Origin of the sequence: Pseudoalteromonas sp. CO325X, assembly GCF_004208955.1 — a bacterium.
Classification (GTDB): domain Bacteria; phylum Pseudomonadota; class Gammaproteobacteria; order Enterobacterales; family Alteromonadaceae; genus Pseudoalteromonas; species Pseudoalteromonas ruthenica.
In genome coordinates this window covers 110,365-128,893 of sequence record NZ_SGPG01000014.1, presented here as the reverse complement: position 1 = coordinate 128,893, position 18,529 = coordinate 110,365, and the positions used below count along the sequence as shown (strand labels likewise).

Sequence of the window (18,529 nt, the reverse complement as noted above, 5' to 3'; positions counted from 1 at the left end):
TGAAAGCCAGTGTTTGCGCTCAAGGTCACACTGGCTGCGATAAAAGGGCCCCATGCTGGAGCCCCTAAGGTTGGGATTGGGTTTACTATCTATGCAATGGCTAAAAACATTAGCGAGTACGATTGCGCACTCTCTTTATTAGCTATCTCTAAGACGCACTAAACGGCTAATAATTCCGTGTTTTACATACTATTACCCAAGTTGACAGAAAGTTACATTTTGCCTTTAAAATGTGTAGCGCAGGCCCGTGTAGAAACGCCGACCATTTTCGTAAATGCCAGTGGGCGCCAAGTGACTACGCTCATACAGGTAGGTGATTTCATTATTGAGATTGATCACATCTAGGTTCAGTTGTAATTGCTCGGTTAGATTGACGCGGACGCTGGCGTCAAGTTGGCCATAGTTATCCATGAAGGTTTCGCCTACGCCGGTGGCATAGCGGGTCCGGTAGTTGTAAGCCAAGCGAACATCAAACAATGGCTGTTGATAATAAACAGAAAAATTCACCGAATGCTTTGACGTCCCGGGGATGGCATTGAGTGTCCCCGCAGAGTGAGCTTCACGAGAGCCTTGTACATAAGTGTAATTGGCCAGCACCCCAAAGCCGTACCAAAACTCATGCTGTAATGCGAGTTCTGCACCGGTTATGGTGCCGCCCGCGCCATTGGTGGGCCTATCTATGGTCATCAAAATGCCCTCATGCTCCTCCTGTCGGCGCTCGAATTCAATAAACGAAGCAATGTCCTTCATAAACACGGTGCCAGAGAGCAAACCTATATCATTAAAATACCACTCTAAGGCGGCATCAAATTGGTTGGCGCGATAAGGGTCAAGTTGTGGATTGCCGCCTTGGCCTTGCGCTTGGGTGACGTTGTAGTTGGTTGAGGGCATAAGGTGATGATACTGCGGACGAGACATCACTCGCGCCGCACCAAGGCGTAGCAGTAAGTTGTCACTTAAGTGGCTACTGAGGTTTAAGCTAGGTAAAAAATCCCAGTAGCGGCGTCGGCTTTGTTGCCATTGCCCGAGTTGCACAGTACTGGCGTTTGCCACTGAATGGGTTCCGCCCGAATGGGTTCGGCCTGACTGGGTTCCGCCCGAGTGGGCTGGGCCGGCATAGGCTTCGGCTTGCTGCTCGGTGGCCACCAAGCGCACCCCCAGGTTCCCTTGCCAGGTGTCAGCCCCTACCTGAAGCTGGGTATAACCGGCCAATGAACGCTCGTTAATTTCAAAGCGGCTGGGTCGCTCTTCGTACTGCTGAAAGTCAATACTACGATATTGCTTTGCCAGCGCTTGGGTATCGGCATAGGCGTAACGTTTCAAAGTATCGCTGCTGCCAATATGGCGTATATATTGCTCAGGGAAGGGCGCTGAAAATTGACTTAGACGCCAGCCTAAATCTCCGGCTAAACCAGTGTAGTCGCCGCCAATAGAGCGCCGACGAGTGAAGCTTCGTTGGTGGTCGCGGGCTTTGATACCCAGCTCTATTTTATTAATAACGCTATGATCCACCGCGCGGGTGATGTCAATTTGGGTATACCACTGCTCGTCTTCGGCATCCTGAGCGTCATTGCGAATGTCACTGAGTAACCACTGCTGTGCATCGGTGGCCGCTACCTCATATTCAGCGATGATGTTTTGTCGCTGGCGAGTATCGACACGAAATGCGGTATTTGCCGAAAACTGTGTGGTGTGGTCTTCTCGTGTGCCGCCGCTGCCTCGACTCATGCCGAGTTGGTATTGAGCTTGCCATAACCCTCGCTGCCAGGTGGCTGTGAGGGTATTGCTGGTGGTGGCGATGGCCGAATCTCTCCATATAGCTTCCATCGCAGTGTTAAACGGTTGCGAGCTGGGGTTATCTGCAGGCACTTGGGTATATGCGCCGTAGGCGAGCACATTATCGATAACATGATAATCACTGAGATGGCCACCGCGAGCATACACATTACTGGGTTGCCAAAGAAAATTCTGATTGGTGTTGTCAGCATCCAAATGCGAGTACAAGGAGGTCAAGGCAAATCGCCAACGCGGATTGGGTACGTACTGCGCGGCAATCATCAAGGTATTTAGCTCCCGCTGTTGCTGAAATACCGCTGAGCCACCGCCCCCGGGTGACCAAAGCTGGATGCTTTGAGCCGGGTTTTGCTCTTCAAGCAAGGGGTATAAGCGTGTGCCTTGCTGGCTGAAATGGCGGTCATCCCAGCCCCAAGATTCCAGTCCATCGCGACGCACACTGCGCTGATTATGGGTATAACTCACGATGACCCCCAAGGTATGAGCGGAATTTTGCCATTCACTATGGAGCGTAAATTGAGGGTCGAAGGCGCGGCTAAGATCGTTATATTGCAGCTGCGCGGCGAGCACGGTCCTTGGCGCATAGTTATCAAGGGGAGAAGGGGTGGTGATATTAATGGCTCCCCCTAAAGAGCCTTCATCATGCTTAGCTTGTGGGGTTTTTAATACACTCACCGAGTGGACAATTTCGCTTGGTAACAGGGTAAAGTTGAAGCCGCGACTAGGTAAGCTGGAGATCCACCAATCGCTACTTGCTAGATATTGGCCGTTTAAATAAGTGCGGTTTTGTTCAGCGGTGGTGCCGCGCACACCGATACGCTCACCTTCTCCTTGCGCTCTAAACAAGGAAATGCCGGTTAATCGTTGCAGGGCCTCGGCGACATTTTTATCTGGAAACTGGCCGATGTCTTCTGCATTGATCACTTCACTGACACCATTGTGATGTCGTTTTTCACGGAGTGATTTGACAGCGCTGTCACGAAAACCCCGAATTTCAATGGTTTCTAAGCCTTTGATGCTCACCTTAGTGCGCGAAGGCTGGGTTTGTTGCTCGGCATATGCCAAAAAAGGGACGCTTAAGATGAAATAAAATGTTAATCTAGCGAAAGATAAATAACGACGACTGGGTGTTAGGGCACGCATCTTCAACCTCACCATGCTCAGTAAAATCAAGCTAAGCGACTAATAAAAGCGCAAAGTTGAGGTATCATATCGTGCTTGGCAATCATTAACCACTTTTTAACCTTGCGAACATTTTGAATAACCCGGCTGTGGCAAATCAATCATGTTATATCGGCGATATCCTTGTCGACTTTGCCGCCATGCGCGTGCGTCGCCAGGGTCGTTGGTATCCTTTGGAGGCAAAGCAATGTGCGCTGTTGCGGGTACTTGCCGAGCGTCCGGGCGAGGCCGTGAGTCGCGAGCATATCCTCAATGCGGTATGGGGCGATGTGGTGGTGAGCGATAACTCGTTGAGCCAATTGGTCACCCAGCTGCGCAAAAAGTTAGCCGATGATAAGGGGCAACCTCAATTTATTAGAACCGTCCCGCGCATTGGCTATCAACTTATTGCTGAGGTTACGCCTGTAACTATTCAGCGTTCTGCGTTTAATAAGCGGTTGCCCTGGCTCGGGATGGCAGCACTGACACTGGCCCTTGTTATCCTGATGTGGGTGTGGCCGAAAGGCTCTTCAGTGCAGCACTTTAGTGAACAATACCGGGCTTCCTCAGCTCCCGGGGGCGAGACCCATTTAACGCTTTCACATCATGGCCGCTATTTAGCCTATTCGCAACGTGCTGAAAACCGCCGACATTTTGATTTAATGATTTATGACACTCATAGCCATGCCCACCACAGCATTCGCACTTCAGGGTATAGTGAACAGGCGTTGGCCTTTTCCAAAGACGGTCACTGGTTGCTGTATGAGCGCCTTGATGCATTTGGCTGTGACTTACGTCTTTTGCCGACATCGCAGCCCATTGAGCTTTGGCGTCTAGCAAAAGACATCAGTTTAGGGCACTGTCAGCAGCGCGTGGGCGGCAGCCCGGTGTTTTGGCCCAGTGCCGACACGGTGTGGCTATTTGAATGGCATCAAGGAGAGATTGCTCTGGTGACGTATCGCTTGCAATTGCAGGCCCGAGCGTACTTAACCCAGCGCCAAGTTATTGCTCAGCTGCCTAGCACAGTGGCGGCGTTAAGCCAGGATAATCAGTTGGCGTATGTGGTCAGCGAGCGAAATCAGTTCCAGGTTTGGGTGCGGCATATCGATAGCGGCTCACAACAACAGTTGTTTACCTCCACTCACCCCATTCAAAGTCTTACCTGGTCTGAAAATGGGCTTTGGGTGGGTGCGCAAAAGCTGCATCTGGTTACTCTTGATGGTGGGAAGCAAAGCTTTGGCGACACCGCTGCGTTAGGTCAGGATTTGAGTGTAAGTCATAGCGAAGCGGGCACGCGAGTGGTGCATAATGAGGGGAGTTTTGGAGTCAACCTTTTTGCCGCCACGTGGCGCTCACCAGGGACGCTTCATTCAGCCCAGTTAAGTTCATCAACACGCCTCGATGTGCGCCCCACTTTGTCAGCCAATGGCGAGCAGCTGGCTTACGCCTCATATGCCAAAGCAGGCGATCCTAGGAACCTGCCCGTTGAAATTTGGCAAAAGCGCCAGCAGCAAAGCTCACCCAGCTTATTAGCTTCATTCCCTGCTAATACCCGCATTAAATCTATGCGTTACTCCCACGATGGCGACTACTTATTGATACACAATGTTGATAATAGCCTGTATTTACTGCATGTGTTCTCGCGCACGCTGGTGCAGATAGTGGATCCCCAATATGGCCTGAAGATGGCGCAGTTTAGCGCCAATGATAAGCACATCCAGTATCATATCCGCGATGATGAAAACGTGCCATGGAAGGTATGGCAATATGATTTAGACTCTCGGGTGGCGTCCCCTAGCAGCGATAAGCTAGCGCCGCAAAATGAGCCTTTAGCAGTGTGGCAAGCACGTATTAGCGCCTTTATCCCCAGCGATGTGATTGCTGATTCAATGCGTATCTATCGACCGGCGATATTCAATGGGGGCATTTATTATGTGATTCGCCAAGGGCATCAGCTGAGTTTGTATCGTTACACACACAATCCAAGGCAGAATACCTATATTGGCGAGCTTGGTTTTTATGGTTACGGCGCCGATGTATCGTTGTCCTTGGCGACATCCAGCGATGGCTCGCGTTTAGTGTACAACCAAATTACTGACTTTGAGTACGATATCGTCATCAATACCCTTTAATCTTGATAGGCAGTCTCAGACCAGCCTCGTGACTGTGCTTGTTGTCGGGCTTGCGACATAAGCGGCTGATAGGGTCGGCCGCGATGCTTATTAAATAGGGCCTGTGCCCACAATAAGTCAGGGTGGGTGTTGTCCTGTTGTTGTGCTTGATTCAGCCAAAAAGTTATGTCTTGCTCAGCGTTTTTTGGCTCCTCAAGTAGTAGCTGCACCAAGTCAATCTGAGCGCGTAAATGACCTTGCTTGGCGCTGCGTTTGAGCCACATTTGGCGCTCGGAGTTGGTGGTGTGTAAGCTCAAGGTCCATTGCGCAGCGCTCAGTTGATTGTGGGCGGCCACACGGAGCCAATTTAGGCCAATCTGGCGAGTGCGTGGATCACTGTTGTTGAGCAATTTTTTTGCTAAGCGGTACTGCGCTTTAGCGTTGTTATTTTGCGCGCTGGCGCGCAATAAGGTGATTTTGGCATCGTTATCTGGCCAGTGCGCTTTAAGTAATTGACTGACATTGTACTGCTCAGAGCTGAGCCAAGTGGCAATGCGGTACTGAATGTCGCTTTGTCCTTGCTCTGCCGCTTCGACAAGCGCACTGATCTCTTCTGCATAAAGGCGTTGTTGGCGAGTGAAACTTTGTCGATAGCGCTCACCTTTATGAGTATTGAAGTGATACAGCAAGGAACGCCCGCGACGGGCATTTTGGCTTTCGGGCGGGACATAACGCCAGCGCTTTAGCGCTGCGAGAACGCTTTCTTCAAACACATGGGGTGGGTAGGCATCAATAACCACGGTATTTTTTACCGCGCCACTGGCGTCAATATCGAACTCGGCCCAAACCCAGCCCTCTATGCCTTTTTCAATCGCATGGCTGGGGTAGTTAGGTTGTACTTGATAGGTCGTACTGAGCATAGAGGTATTGCCAAGGTCACTGCTTTCGAACCCCAAGCGACGATTATACTCCCTAAAATCGAATTGATGCGCCAACTGCGTGAAGATCTCGCTGTGCTTGGGGTTATGCTCTAATTGTTGCGCAATGAGGCGGGCATGGTTGTCGGCTGCAGATAAGCCATAATCACCGGCTAAAACAAAGTAACTAAAAGCTTTATTGAGGTTTTGCTCACGGCCTTGGCCGTGTAAATTCATCACCGCCAAATTATAGAGTGCATCGACATTCCCCAGCGTCGCTAGGGTTTTGAATTGCTGATACGCCTCAGTGTATTGTTGCGCTTGGTAGGCTTTGGTGGCACTAGCAAGATCGCCACGTACCGGCAGCGCATAACTGAGCGATACCAACAATATAACAAAGGTAGTTGAGACGAGGTTAGTACGGCGCAATATAAGTAAAGCCTTTTAATATCAGCAACAAAGCGCTTCTTCTGGCGATTTAAAACGACTCAATTGTACAAACTAAGTGAAAAAAAAGCTAACAGCATATAATCATTGGCACCTTGCCAAAGAGCTATTAGCTTCCCCATTAGGGGATAAAGGCCCGTTGCCTGTGGTCGTGGAGACGGCCTCCTTGGCGGGCCTGTGCTAGCCGCGCTTGGCTGCTAACACCCTCAATACCAACGATAAGTGGCAGAGTTGATATTGAGGGGAAGGGGCTAAAAGTTAAAGCGTACGCCGGCGGTAAATCGTCGGCCATCGGCATAGACCGAGGTCAGGGCTTGTTTTACATCCTCCTCCTGATAGCTGAACGTATGCTCATCGGTGAGGTTAATGGCTTCTAACACCACCGCGACGTTATTATTAATGTTGTAGGTCAGGTTGGCATCAATTTGACCATAATCATCGATGTACCCGGGCCAATCTCGGCCGGTGTCGTAACCGGTGCGATAGTTATAGGAAATACGGCCACTAAAGCGCGCACTCTCGTAGTAGGCGCTGAGATTGATAGTGTGCTTTGAGTTACCAGGAATGGTGACATCCTCACCCTCATCATTTTTCGCCTCACCGTCGACATAGGTGTAGTTGGCACCGATGCCAAAGCCTTGATATAACTCTTGCTGGTAGCCAAGTTCTAAGCCTTGAATGCGCCCAGCACGGCCATTAACGGGGCGGCTAATTAATATCTCTACTCCTTCATGTACCTCTAAGTTGGGTGTGCTATCAATAAAGGATTGAATGTCTTTATAAAAGAACACGCCAGATAGTAGCCCTGCTTCATTGAAGTACCACTCTAAGCCAGTATCAAACTGATCAGCGCGATAAGGGTCGAGATCAGGATTCCCTCCGGTCCCGGTTTGGGTTTCCTTGTTATAGGAGGTAGCCGAGCTCAAGTCTGCGTAATCTGGGCGCGACATCACTCGCGCTGCACTAAAGCGCATTAACAAGTCGTCATTCAGGTCGATAGCCAAGTTGATACTTGGGAGAATATCGAAATAGTCTTTATCTTGTTGTGTCCACACCTGTGCGCCTTCGGCACCTGCGTAGGCTCCCGAGTCTTGCTGTGTTTGCACTAAGCGTACTCCCAAGTTGCCGCGCATACCTTCGACATCAATCGTGGCTTTGACATAGCCTGCGGTTATTTTCTCGCTTATCTCAAAAGTACTGGCTTTTAGGACACGGTATTGCCAGTCTAGGGCATCGCCCTCGCGACGGACTTTGTCAGAGTCAGTAATGGCATAATTAGTGAGCGTGCCGTGACTGCCTAACCCGTCAAGATAGTCACTGGGCATGGTGTTGGCATAGTCGCCAAGGTTCCAACCCAGATCGGTACGCGCATCGGTGGTGTGTTTAGTATTAAAGCGCGTATGGTCGCGATACTTTACACCTAGTTTAATAGCGCTAAATACCGCTACATCAATAGGGCGTTCAAAATCGAATTGAATGTAGCTTTCGTCATCTTTGGCATCGTTGCTGTCATAGCGTAAAAAACCTAAGTCCCAATTACGACCATCCGCTGGGTCGGCGCCATATTCAGTGCGTACATCCTCAACCTGACTGGTATCGAAACTATGCTGATAGTTACCCTCCCAGCCGACACTACGATCGGCTTGGCTACCGCCGCTGCCTTCGGTATAACCAAGGTGTACACTGCTTTTCCAAAGTACACCTTGGTGCACCACTTTTAAGTCATAAGAAAGGGTATCTATTTGCGAGTTACGCACCTTAGTTTCATCCAAGATATTATTGCCATCAGGAGATAGCCCCAAGGTTCCGGCGACTAGCATATCGCCAACAACGGGGTGGTCGATGACCTCAGCATCAAGGTAGTTAGAGCCACCGTATCCGGGTAACCAAAGGAAATTTTGGTTGGTGTTGTCGGCATCTAAGGTAAAATCCAAAGCGTTGAAACTGATGTCGAGCTCATCGGTGGGGCGATATTGCAATGCCAGTGTGTAACCCGTGCGTACGCGTTCCTGGGTGAACATCGCTGAGCCGCCGCCTCCTGGGCTGTAGACATTGCTATAGGTATCGCCCGCTGCGGTGGTAATGTTTCTGTCTATCCAACTCCAAGCTTCGATACCATCGCGTCGAAGGTTGCGCTCCTGGCGAATTAACGACAATAGCGCACCGAAATTCTCTTGCTCATTTTTATAGTTGTACATTACCGATAGCTGCGGATCGGTCTCACCGGATACCTCGCTGTATTGCGCTAATGCCGAGCCGGCAATCTTGTGGGCGGGCAAGTCCAATGGTTTACGTGTTTTCACGATCACGGTGCCGCCAATAGAGCCTTCATCTAGGTCGGCTTCTGGCGATTTATACACTTCCAGCCCAGAAACAATCTCTGAGGGCAGCATGGTGTAATTAAAGCCGCGACTGGGTGCTGAGTTAGTCCACCAATCGGCGGAGCCCACCGCTTGGCCGTTGAGCAACGTCCGGTTTTGGCTTTCTGGTGTACCGCGAATACTGACGCGCTCGCCCTCACCATAACTGCGAGTGATGGATACGCCAGTAATACGCTGCAGCGACTCGGCAACATTTTGGTCCGGAAATTTGCCAATATCTTCGGCGGTAACGGCATCGACGACCGCATTGGCATAGCGTTTGGTATTCATCGAACGCACTACGCTGGAGCGAATACCACGCACTTGAATCACTTCCATATCGCTGCTGGTGGCCTGCGGCTGTTGCGCTTGCACCGGTGTGCTAAACGACCCCGCAATGTAAGCAAGGCCTATGGCCCAAGCGACCGGTGTGAGTTGATGACTCATAAACTTTCCCCTTGGTGTTGTTGTGCTCCCTTGTGCTTGGCCTGTGGCGGCACAATGCCCGAAGGAGCGCATTTAGTTATTATTTGACTGCTACAAACACGACAAATGACAGCGTTATCATTTATCTGTCATCAACCTAGGTCGAGTACGCATTTTGAGTCTTGAATCACTATGAAAAGTTATGAATTACTGGGTTTTATTTTTTATCTCTATGATTATTAATTATTTTTATTTGAAGCTTATCTTGGGATAGGGTAAATAAATTAAGTTTACTTATTCGTGTTTTGAGCGTCTTTTTATGCCTAGCTGCGAACAAAGGCTGAATTTTTACACTAAGGTAGATAATTCGGTTGTTATTGGTGATACTAGAGTGAGTACCCAGCGGGGATACTCCGCTATTTTTTCGCTTAATGCTGCTAAGGATTTGCGTGAGCACACTGGCTCGACTACATCAGATCACCTCAGATCAACAGCTCAGCTTCTTTGAAAAAGTGCATCGTTTAATGCGCTTTGGCCTTGATGAATTTGCACTGGATATCGCCATTGTCAGCCGCATTGATGGTAAAGACTATATTGTTGAGCATGTTATTACCCCTGATGATTCATTAGCTGTAGGAACACATTTTAACCTCGGTGAAACCTACTGCACGCATACACTGCATGCCAAGTCCGCCTTGGCATTCGAGTATGCAGGAAACAGCGATATTGCGACTCACCCTTGCTATATTAACTTTCAGCTAGAAAGTTACATTGGTGCACCTATTGAGGTGGCGGGTCGAGTCTATGGCACCATCAACTTTTCCTCGCCAAATATTCACCCACAAGCGTTCACTCGTGAGCAGCTCGATTACGTGACTTTACTCGGGCAATGGATAGGCATTGAGATAGCCAGGTACCAAGACATTCAAGCACTTAGACTGCAACATCAGTCCCTTAAAGCCATGAGTGAGCTGGCGCTAATCGGTGCCTGGGAGGTCGACTTAGTGCGCGATAGTTTGTATTGGTCAAAACAAACCAAAGCCATTCATGGTGTCGCAGATGATTTTCAACCGACCTTAAATGAAGCGCTATCATTCTACGTGCCAACTGAGCGGGACAAGATTGAACAGCATATCAATCATGCCATTGCTGAGCACCAACCTTGGAGCTGTGAAGTCGCATTGACTGCCCGAGATGGTCAACAAAAATGGGTGGCTATAAAGGGCAAACCAGAGTGTGAACAGGGTCAATGCGTGCGTATAAATGGTGCAATTCAAGATATCACAGATATTGTCAACACACGCCAGGCCCTCGCGCAGCAACGTGAGCAGGCCGAGCACCTATTAAGTACCCGCAGTGCTTTTTTAGCAAAAATCAGTCATGAACTGCGAACCCCCATCAATGGCATTAACGGCATGTTGCTAGCGATGCAAGGAGAGGAAGATTTACAGGTAATCTCACAGCGCGTTGAGCTTGCTCTCAGTGGTGCTGATACTTTAGTGCGCTTGGTCAATGATGTACTTGATTATTCGAAGATAGATGCAGGGCAGATGCACTTAGAGCATCAAGACCTGAATGTCGGGTTATTACTTAACGATGTGATCTCTGTCTATCAACCTTTGTGCGCGCAAAAAGGCATTACCCTGAATCATCAATTCGATGTCAGTAACGAGGCTTGGGTAAAAGCCGATGGCATGAGAATCAAACAAATCCTCACCAACTTGCTGAGTAATGCCCTTAAGTTTACCCATCAAGGCAGCATTACCTTGAGTGCCCAACTTGCTGAAAGTAAGACAGGTTACACCTTGCAGGCCCAGGTTGTAGATACCGGTGTAGGCATGAATGAACAAGTACAAAAGGCATTATTTACGCCTTTCACCCAAGGTGGTTCGCATATAGCCCGTGAATTTGGCGGCACCGGTCTGGGTTTGTCGATTGTCTATGAGCTGTGCCGGTTAATGGGTGGCCATGTTGAGGTTGAGAGTGAGCCTGACCAGGGCAGTCAGTTCGCCTTTACCATCAAGCTTGCGAAGGGCGAGCCGATTGCCACGCAGCTGCGAAGTTTGCCTGATACCCAAGGGATCAACCCTGATTTACGCATCTTAGTGGTTGATGATAATCAGATGAACCGCGTAGTGATGAAAGCGCTGTTAGGTAAACTGGGATTAGATGCCGATTTTGCCGAGGATGGCGAGCAAGCGGTGGATCTGGTGGGTAACACGCAGGGTGGTTATGACGTGGTTTTTATGGACTGTGTGATGCCGGTGCTAGATGGCTTTGGCGCTACGGCACAAATACGCGGCAACGCAGATATAAAGCAGCCTCATATTATCGCGCTCACAGCCAATATTTCTGAGCTCGATAAAAAGCGTTGTTTGGAGGCGGGAATGGACAGCTTTATCGGTAAACCCGTTGGCTTTACGCAAATTACCGATGCATTACACGGGCGTTAACGGCCCTGATACAAGTTATCTAAGCCGGGAATATTACGCTCCCAACGTGGCACCCCTTCACCAATGTAATGGCGCACAGCATCAAGGAAAAGCCGTGTTCGCACCGGTAAATCACGGTGTGGGTACAAGGCGTACATGGCACTGTAATCGGGTAGAGTAATATGGGGCAGCAACGGCACTAATTTACCGCTCTTAATCTCGTCGTTAATTAAAAAAGCAGGCGCTAACACGTAGGCCGTATGCGAGAGCACTTTATCCAGCAACACCTCGCCATCATTGGCGCTGTAGACCGCATTGATCCCTTGTTCACACTGCTCACCCTGATCATTGATGTAGCTAATAGTATCGACGCGCTTGTGCGCGCTATGATAAGTGGCCGCAGGCAGTTTACCCAACTCCTCCATACTTTGCGGCTCGCCATAGGCATTGACAAACTGCGGAGTGGCCAGCAACAGCACGCGGTTACGAGCCAGCTTTCGTGCAATCAAAGATGAATCGCGGGGCTCACCTACACGAAAGGCCAAATCAAAGCCTTCAGAAACCATGTCAACCAAGCGATCGTCCAAACGCATATCAATGCTCACCTGCGGAAAGCGCTTTTGAAAATCATTGATCACCGGCTGTATGTAGCGTCGGCCCAAAATAGTGGAGGTGGTGATACGCAGTAAACCGCGTGGCTCTTGGTGGTAGTTTTCCGCCAATTGCACGGTGTCATTGAGCAGCAAGCGCAGTTCTTTGGCTTTTTTCACCATTTCTGCACCCGCCGCCGTAAGCGAAAATGAACGAGTGGTTCTATTGAGCAATCGTACACCGAGCTCATCTTCGAGCTTACTAATTTGCTTTGAGATCACCGAGCGATCGATATTGCGCATCTCTGCGGCTTTAGAAAAAGAGCCTTGCTCAACCACTTCGAGCAGCATAATTAAACGGCTTGTGGTATCCATAGTGCGGCCTGCATGACAATGCGATGATTTATTGGTGCCATTCTGGCATTAATGTTTTTATAAAACCACTATTTTTATCATCAATCGCTTTCCTTAGGATCGACAGTACTTTCGAACAAGGAGATAAACTATGCGATTGGCGCAAACAACAGCGGTACTATTAAGTGCTGCATTGATACTAGCAGGCTGCTCGGAGCAAGCCAGCCAGCAAGCAACCCCTCAGGGGCCAATGATGACCATCGATGTGGCCAGCGTGCAAATGCAACCCGCGCAGCGTTGGCACAGTTTCACTACGCGGTTGGAGGCGCCGAGCAAAGTGGCGCTGAAAAGCCGGGTATCTGGGCAAATTACGCAAACCTTTTTTAGTGAGGGTGAGCAGGTACAGAAAGGTCAGCCGTTATTTCAAATTGACCCCCGTCCTTTTGCCGCCCAAGTGGACCGTTTAAAAGCGCAATTGATCAGCAACTCAGCAGCATTGGCACAGGCCGAGCGTGAGGCGCAGCGGGCGCAGCGTCTACTGGCCAAAAATGCCATGTCCACGGAACAAGCAGGGCAACGCGATGCTATTTTAAAGCAGCGCCAAGCCGAGCGCAGTGCCCTTAAAGCTGAGCTGCAAGCCGCCGAACTCGATTTAGAGTTTGCGACCATACGCTCGCCGATTAATGGCGTTATCTCCCGCGCCGAAATTACAGCCGGCAATCACATCACCGCAGGCCAAGATGTGTTAACGCGTATTGTCTCTAACGACCGTGTTTACGCTTACTTTAATGTTGACGAGCGCACCTGGTATCAAGATTTTGCCGGTATTAATGCGCAATCTCAGGCGCGCGTTATTCTACAAAACTTGCGTAAAAGCGCAGAGGGCGAGGCTATCACCGGGCGCATTGATTTTATCGACAATGAAATTAATGCCAGAACCGGAACCTTGCGCGTACGTGCGGTATTTGACGCTGTCGCTCATCAGTTAAAGCCTGGTGCTTTTGCCCGCATTAACTTGGCAGCACAAGGGGCCAGCCCAACAGCCATTGTTCCGGAGCGTGCCATTGGCACCGATTTGAAAAACCGTTTTGTGTTGACCGTTGATGGCGATAACACCTTGCAATACCGCCGAGTGCAACTCGGTGAGCGTTATGGTGAGTTTCGCGCTATTCAATCAGGACTGGAGCCGGGTGAATTGGTGGTTGCCAATGGTCCTGCGCGTGTCGGCCCTGGTATGACGGTGTCGGTGAACGAAATCCCGCTTAACTTTAGCGACACGCGCTTTGTTATGGCACCGGCGCAGGACGCTGATAATGCATTAAGCGCAGCGCGTTAGGGGAGCGTATGAATTTTTCACACTTTTTTATAAACCGGCCGATTTTTGCGGCCATGTTGTCTTTGGTGTTTGTGATCACCGGGGCTATTTCATTATTCCAGTTACCGGTCAGTGAATACCCTGAGGTAGTGCCGCCTACGGTGGTGGTCAATGCCACTTACCCCGGTGCTAACCCTAAGGTGATCGCTGAAACTGTTGCCACGCCGTTAGAGCAGGAAATAAATGGCCTTGAGAACATGTTGTACATGTCTTCTCAGGCCACCAGTGATGGCCGCCTCACCCTGACGGTGACCTTTGCCTTGGGAACAGACCTGGATCGCGCTCAGGTACAGGTCCAAAACCGAGTGAATAGCGCTTTACCGCGATTGCCGCAAGAAGTGCAGCGCTTAGGTGTGGTGGCGCAAAAGTCCTCGCCGAATTTGGCTATGGTGGTTCACCTCTATTCTCCTGAAAAGACCCACGATACCTCGTATATGTCGAACTATGCCGATTTGTATATCAAGGATGAGTTGGCACGCCTGAGCAGTGTTGGCGATGTGCAGATGTTTGGCGGTGGTAAATACGCTATGCGCGTGTGGCTCAACCCCAGTGCGCTGGCCGAGCGTCAGCTAACAGCTATGGATGTGGTTGCGGCGCTGCGTGAGCAAAACCAGCAAGTCGCAGCGGGCAGTCTGGGCGCTCAGCCTTCACCAACAAGTAGTCAGTTTCAAGTGCTGCTAAACGTCAAAGGGCGGTTATCCAGCGTTGACGAGTTTGAGCAGGTGGTGGTGCGTGTTGATGACAACGGCGCAATTACCCGCTTAGCCGATGTTGCTCGTATCGAGTTAGGGCAAGACAATTACGCCCTGCGGGCGATGCTAGACGGGCAACCGGCGTTAGCCATTCCGATTTTTCAGCGTCCGGGTTCGAACGCCATTGAACTTTCCGATAATGTTCGTGCAACCATGGCGCGCCTGTCACAAGACTTTCCTGCTGGCGTCGAATACGATATTGCCTACGACCCTACCGTGTTTGTGCGCGGCTCGATTGATGCGGTGATCAAAACCTTGCTTGAGGCGATTCTACTGGTTGTGGTGGTGGTGATCTTATTCCTGCAAACCTGGCGTGCATCCATTATTCCGCTTATTGCGGTGCCGGTCTCCCTCATTGGTACTTTCGCGGTGATGCAGTGGCTCGGTGTATCGATTAACACCCTGTCGTTATTTGGGCTGGTACTGGCCATCGGCATTGTTGTTGATGATGCCATTGTGGTGGTCGAAAATGTCGAGCGTAATATTGAAAATGGCCATAGCCCATTGGCGGCCACGCGCATTGCCATGACCGAGGTCACCGGGCCCATTATCGCCATTGCCTTGGTATTATGTGCGGTGTTTATTCCCACGGCGTTTATCACCGGGCTATCGGGTCAGTTTTATAAGCAGTTCGCGTTAACCATTACTATCTCCACGCTTATCTCGGCGTTTAACTCCTTAACCTTATCGCCAGCGTTGTCTGCTTTATTGCTTAAGCCCCATGATGCCAAGCCTGACAAGCTAACACAGCTGTTGGAGCGGTTATTTGGGACTTGGCTATTTAAACCTTTTAATCGACTCTTTGACAAAGGCGCCAACGGCTATGAGCGACTGGTTAAAAAGCTATTGCGCATGAGTGTGGTCGTCGGTGCCGTGTACGTGGTATTGGTGGGCTCCACCGTGGGGTTATTTCAACAAGTCCCGGGTGGGTTTATTCCGGTGCAAGATAAGCAATATTTGGTTGCGGTGGCGCAATTGCCCGACGCGGCCAGTTTAGAGCGTACCCACGAAGTGGTGCAGCAAATGGAGAAAATTGCGCTGCAAGTTCCCGGTGTGGCTAATACCGTGTCTTTCCCTGGGTTATCGGTGAACGGGTTTACCAATAGCACCAACAGCGGCATTGTGTTCACGCCCCTTGATGACTTTGATAAGCGCAGTGATCCGAGCATGTCGGCACACGCTATCGCAGCCCAGCTTAACCAGCGTTTTGCGGCTATTGATGAAGCCTATGTTGCAGTGTTTCCACCGCCGCCCATTCAAGGCCTTGGCACCACAGGTGGCTTTAAGTTGCAGCTTGAAGACAGAGCAAATAAAGGCTTTGAAGCGCTCTTTTCCGCGCTACAAAAAGTCATCGCCGAGGCGCGTCAGCAACCGGAGTTAACGGGTTTATACTCCAGCTTCCGCATTCAAGTGCCGCAAATGAACATTGATATCGACCGCGAGCAGGCACTGCTGCAGGGGATCCCGCTCAATGAGGTGTTTGATGCGCTGCAAGTGTATTTGGGCTCACTGTATGTGAATGACTTTAATGTCTTTGGTCGCACCTATCAGGTGACAGCACAAGCCGATGCTGATTATCGCCAGCAACGCGAGCAAATCGCCCAGCTTAAAGTGCGTAATCGCAGCGGCGACATGGTGCCTCTAGGCTCGGTATTAAAGGTCACGCCTACCACTGGCCCTGATCGTGTCATGCACTACAACGGCTACCCCAGTGCCGAGCTAAACGGCAGTCCGGCACCGGGTTACAGCTCAGATCAAGCGAAGTTGGCCATTGAGCAGGTGCTCAGCGACACCTTGCCTAACGGCATCGCCTATGAGTGGACCGAAGTCACCTATCAGCAAATTCTTGCCGGTAATACCATGGTCTACGTATTCCCCTTAGTGGTGCTGTTGGTATTTATGGTGCTGGCGGCGCAGTACGAAAGTTTACGCTTGCCGTTGGCGATTATCATGATTGTACCGATGACGATTTTCTCGGCATTACTGGGAGTGTGGCTACTTGGTGGCGACAATAATATCTTCACGCAAATCGCCTTAATTGTATTGGTGGCGTTGGCCTCTAAGAATGCCATTTTGATGGTGGAGTTTGCCCGCGATAGTCACAAACAAGGGCGCAGTCATTGGCAGGCCATTATTGAAGCATGTCGCTTGCGCTTACGCCCGATTCTTATGACCTCCATCGCCTTTACAGCGGGGGTTGTGCCTTTGGTACTGGCCTCTGGGGCTGGTGCAGAAATGCGCCATGCCATGGGCAATGCGGTGTTCTTTGGCATGATTGGCGTGACTGTATTTGGTCTACTATTTACGCCGGTATTTTACTATGTGGTGACCTTAGGGCAAAAAGGAGCGCATCATGAACACAACTAAAATGAGTGTCATAGCTCTGAGTATCGTAGCCTTAGCAGGCTGCGCTGCTCCCGGCGAGCGTATTATTGCTCAGGCGCAACAGGCAGACAAACAAACGCAGCAGCGCCTTGAGCGCAATCAGGTGCTGATGGCGCAGCGCAGTGCGGATGAAATCGGTTGGTGGCAGCAACTGCACAGTGATGAGCTAAACCAGCTGGTGGATAGCGTGTTGGTGCGCAACCAAGACTTACAAGCCGCCAGCGCACGTATTAAGGCGGCATTGGCCAATTTGGATGTCAGTGAGTTTGCCTACTGGCCTAATGGTGGCCTGAATGCTCAAGCGCAGCGTGGTAAGAACGTTCAAACTGCATATAGTGGCGTGCAGGAACAGGCCAGTGCGCGCGGTGTGCTCAATTGGCAGCTGGATTTATCAGGGCGTCTGCGCGCGCTTGCCGATGCTGCCAGTGCCCGCACCCTTGCCCAACTTGCGGCACATCAACAGCTCAGTAAAGAGCTGGTGGTTACCACGGTGCGCAGCTATATGCGTTGGCAAGGGTTTGCCCAACAACAGCAGCTGACCGAGCGGCAACTTGAGGCGTTATCGAAAAGTATGGATATACTGGCGGTACAAGTCGAAGAGGGCGTGGCGACCGAGTTTGAACTCAATCGCACCCGCTCACAATACTTCCAGCTAAAACAACGCCTGCCACAGCTACAAGCCTTGATGCTGGCCGAGCGCGCCACCTTAGCGATGATTCTCGATAGCAGCGCGCAGCAGCTCCAGCTAACGGCGCTAAGCGAGGCGCAATATCAACAGTGGGCGCTCAATCTCGCCTTGTTAGACCCACAGCAAGCGCTTATGCAACGTCCCGATGTACGCCGCAGTGTTGCCCAATTAACCGAACAGGCGGCGTTGAGCACCAGCGCTCAACGTGCGTTGTACCCCGATGTTAGCCTTAGTGCGTTTGCCGGTGTGTTGGGCGTAGGTGGCAGTCATTTTCAACAAACTCAGGGGCAGTGGCAGGTTACGCCGCAAGTGCAATGGTCGCTGTTTAGCTACCCTGAGCTATTGGCACAATTGCAGCAACAAAAAGCCCTATCGCAGGCGCAGTATCATAGCTATCGGCAAACCTTGAGTAATGTCATAGCCGGTGCGGAACTTTCGCTGCAAACCGTTTTCCAACAACAGCAAACATTGAACTTGGCGCAATCGCGCTTACAAGCGTCGCAACAGGCTTATGCACAAGCGCGTGCTGCATACGAGGAAGGGCAGTTGCCATACCTTGAGTTGTTGGACGCCCGTCAAGATGTTTTAATAGCACAGCAGGATACCCTGATCACGCGTGACACTTGGCTCAATGCCCAGGTTGGCGTATATTCCGAGCTCAGTGGACGTTGGAGTCGCGCACTGCACAAGGTGCCCGTCATCTAGGGGTTCTGCGCATGAACAGTATTTAAGAGGTG

The 18,529-nt window shown here is 50.6% G+C and carries 9 protein-coding genes; 5 read left to right on the top strand and 4 right to left on the bottom strand.

Annotated elements, in window-relative coordinates:
• Positions 1 to 225: 225 nt before the first annotated feature.
• Positions 226 to 2,937 (bottom strand): TonB-dependent receptor, encoded by a 2,712-nt coding sequence (locus EXT46_RS06010; RefSeq protein ID WP_165381062.1) that lies wholly within the window; start codon positions 2,935 to 2,937, stop codon positions 226 to 228.
• Positions 2,938 to 3,065: 128 nt separating this feature from the next.
• On the opposite strand from EXT46_RS06010, the gene EXT46_RS06005 reads away from it, so the two are divergent.
• Positions 3,066 to 5,087: a transcriptional regulator gene (locus tag EXT46_RS06005; protein WP_130145916.1), complete on the top strand. Its 2,022-nt coding sequence runs from the start codon at positions 3,066 to 3,068 to the stop codon at positions 5,085 to 5,087.
• On the opposite strand, the gene EXT46_RS06000 is transcribed toward EXT46_RS06005, so the two are convergent.
• Positions 5,084 to 6,412 (bottom strand): TonB family protein, encoded by a 1,329-nt coding sequence (locus EXT46_RS06000; protein ID WP_130145914.1) that lies wholly within the window; start codon positions 6,410 to 6,412, stop codon positions 5,084 to 5,086. The two genes, EXT46_RS06005 and EXT46_RS06000, sit on opposite strands and share 4 nt — an antisense overlap.
• 269 nt (positions 6,413 to 6,681) lie before the next feature.
• The gene (locus EXT46_RS05995; protein WP_130145912.1) at positions 6,682 to 9,237 is read right to left on the bottom strand and encodes a TonB-dependent receptor; all 2,556 of its coding nucleotides are present in this window, start codon (positions 9,235 to 9,237) and stop codon (positions 6,682 to 6,684) included.
• Between the two features lie 428 nt (positions 9,238 to 9,665).
• Here EXT46_RS05995 and EXT46_RS05990 point away from each other — a divergent pair, with 428 nt between their 5' ends.
• Positions 9,666 to 11,669 carry an ATP-binding protein gene (locus EXT46_RS05990; protein ID WP_130145910.1) on the top strand — a complete coding sequence of 668 codons (2,004 nt, stop codon included), beginning with the start codon at positions 9,666 to 9,668 and terminating at the stop codon, positions 11,667 to 11,669.
• Here the strand turns inward: EXT46_RS05990 and EXT46_RS05985 are convergent.
• A complete protein-coding gene (locus tag EXT46_RS05985) occupies positions 11,666 to 12,613 on the bottom strand; it encodes a LysR family transcriptional regulator (protein WP_022943685.1) in 948 nt (315 codons plus the stop codon). The genes EXT46_RS05990 and EXT46_RS05985 overlap by 4 nt on opposite strands.
• 130 nt (positions 12,614 to 12,743) lie before the next feature.
• On the opposite strand from EXT46_RS05985, the gene EXT46_RS05980 reads away from it, so the two are divergent.
• Genes EXT46_RS05980 through EXT46_RS05970 form a run of 3 tightly spaced genes read left to right on the top strand, consistent with a single transcriptional unit; the run spans position 12,744 to position 18,497 of the window.
• Positions 12,744 to 13,928, top strand: a complete 1,185-nt coding sequence (locus tag EXT46_RS05980; protein ID WP_130145908.1) for an efflux RND transporter periplasmic adaptor subunit — start codon at positions 12,744 to 12,746, stop codon at positions 13,926 to 13,928.
• Between the two features lie 8 nt (positions 13,929 to 13,936).
• The gene (locus tag EXT46_RS05975) at positions 13,937 to 17,086 is read left to right on the top strand and encodes a multidrug efflux RND transporter permease subunit (RefSeq protein WP_130145906.1); all 3,150 of its coding nucleotides are present in this window, start codon (positions 13,937 to 13,939) and stop codon (positions 17,084 to 17,086) included.
• Positions 17,073 to 18,497, top strand: a complete 1,425-nt coding sequence (locus tag EXT46_RS05970) for a TolC family protein (RefSeq protein ID WP_130145904.1) — start codon at positions 17,073 to 17,075, stop codon at positions 18,495 to 18,497. The genes EXT46_RS05975 and EXT46_RS05970 overlap by 14 nt, the downstream gene beginning before the upstream one ends.
• The last annotated feature ends 32 nt before the right edge of the window (positions 18,498 to 18,529 follow it).

Bases quoted from the DNA above. Each gene is read 5' to 3' on its own strand.
- EXT46_RS05985 (WP_022943685.1), bottom strand. From the start codon at position 12,613: ATGGATACCACAAGCCGTTTAATTATGCTGCTCGAAGTGGTTGAGCAA.
- EXT46_RS05970 (WP_130145904.1), top strand. From the start codon at position 17,073: ATGAACACAACTAAAATGAGTGTCATAGCTCTGAGTATCGTAGCCTTA.
- EXT46_RS05995 (WP_130145912.1), bottom strand. From the start codon at position 9,237: ATGAGTCATCAACTCACACCGGTCGCTTGGGCCATAGGCCTTGCTTAC.
- EXT46_RS05980 (WP_130145908.1), top strand. From the start codon at position 12,744: ATGCGATTGGCGCAAACAACAGCGGTACTATTAAGTGCTGCATTGATA.
- EXT46_RS05975 (WP_130145906.1), top strand. From the start codon at position 13,937: ATGAATTTTTCACACTTTTTTATAAACCGGCCGATTTTTGCGGCCATG.
- EXT46_RS06010 (WP_165381062.1), bottom strand. From the start codon at position 2,937: ATGCGTGCCCTAACACCCAGTCGTCGTTATTTATCTTTCGCTAGATTA.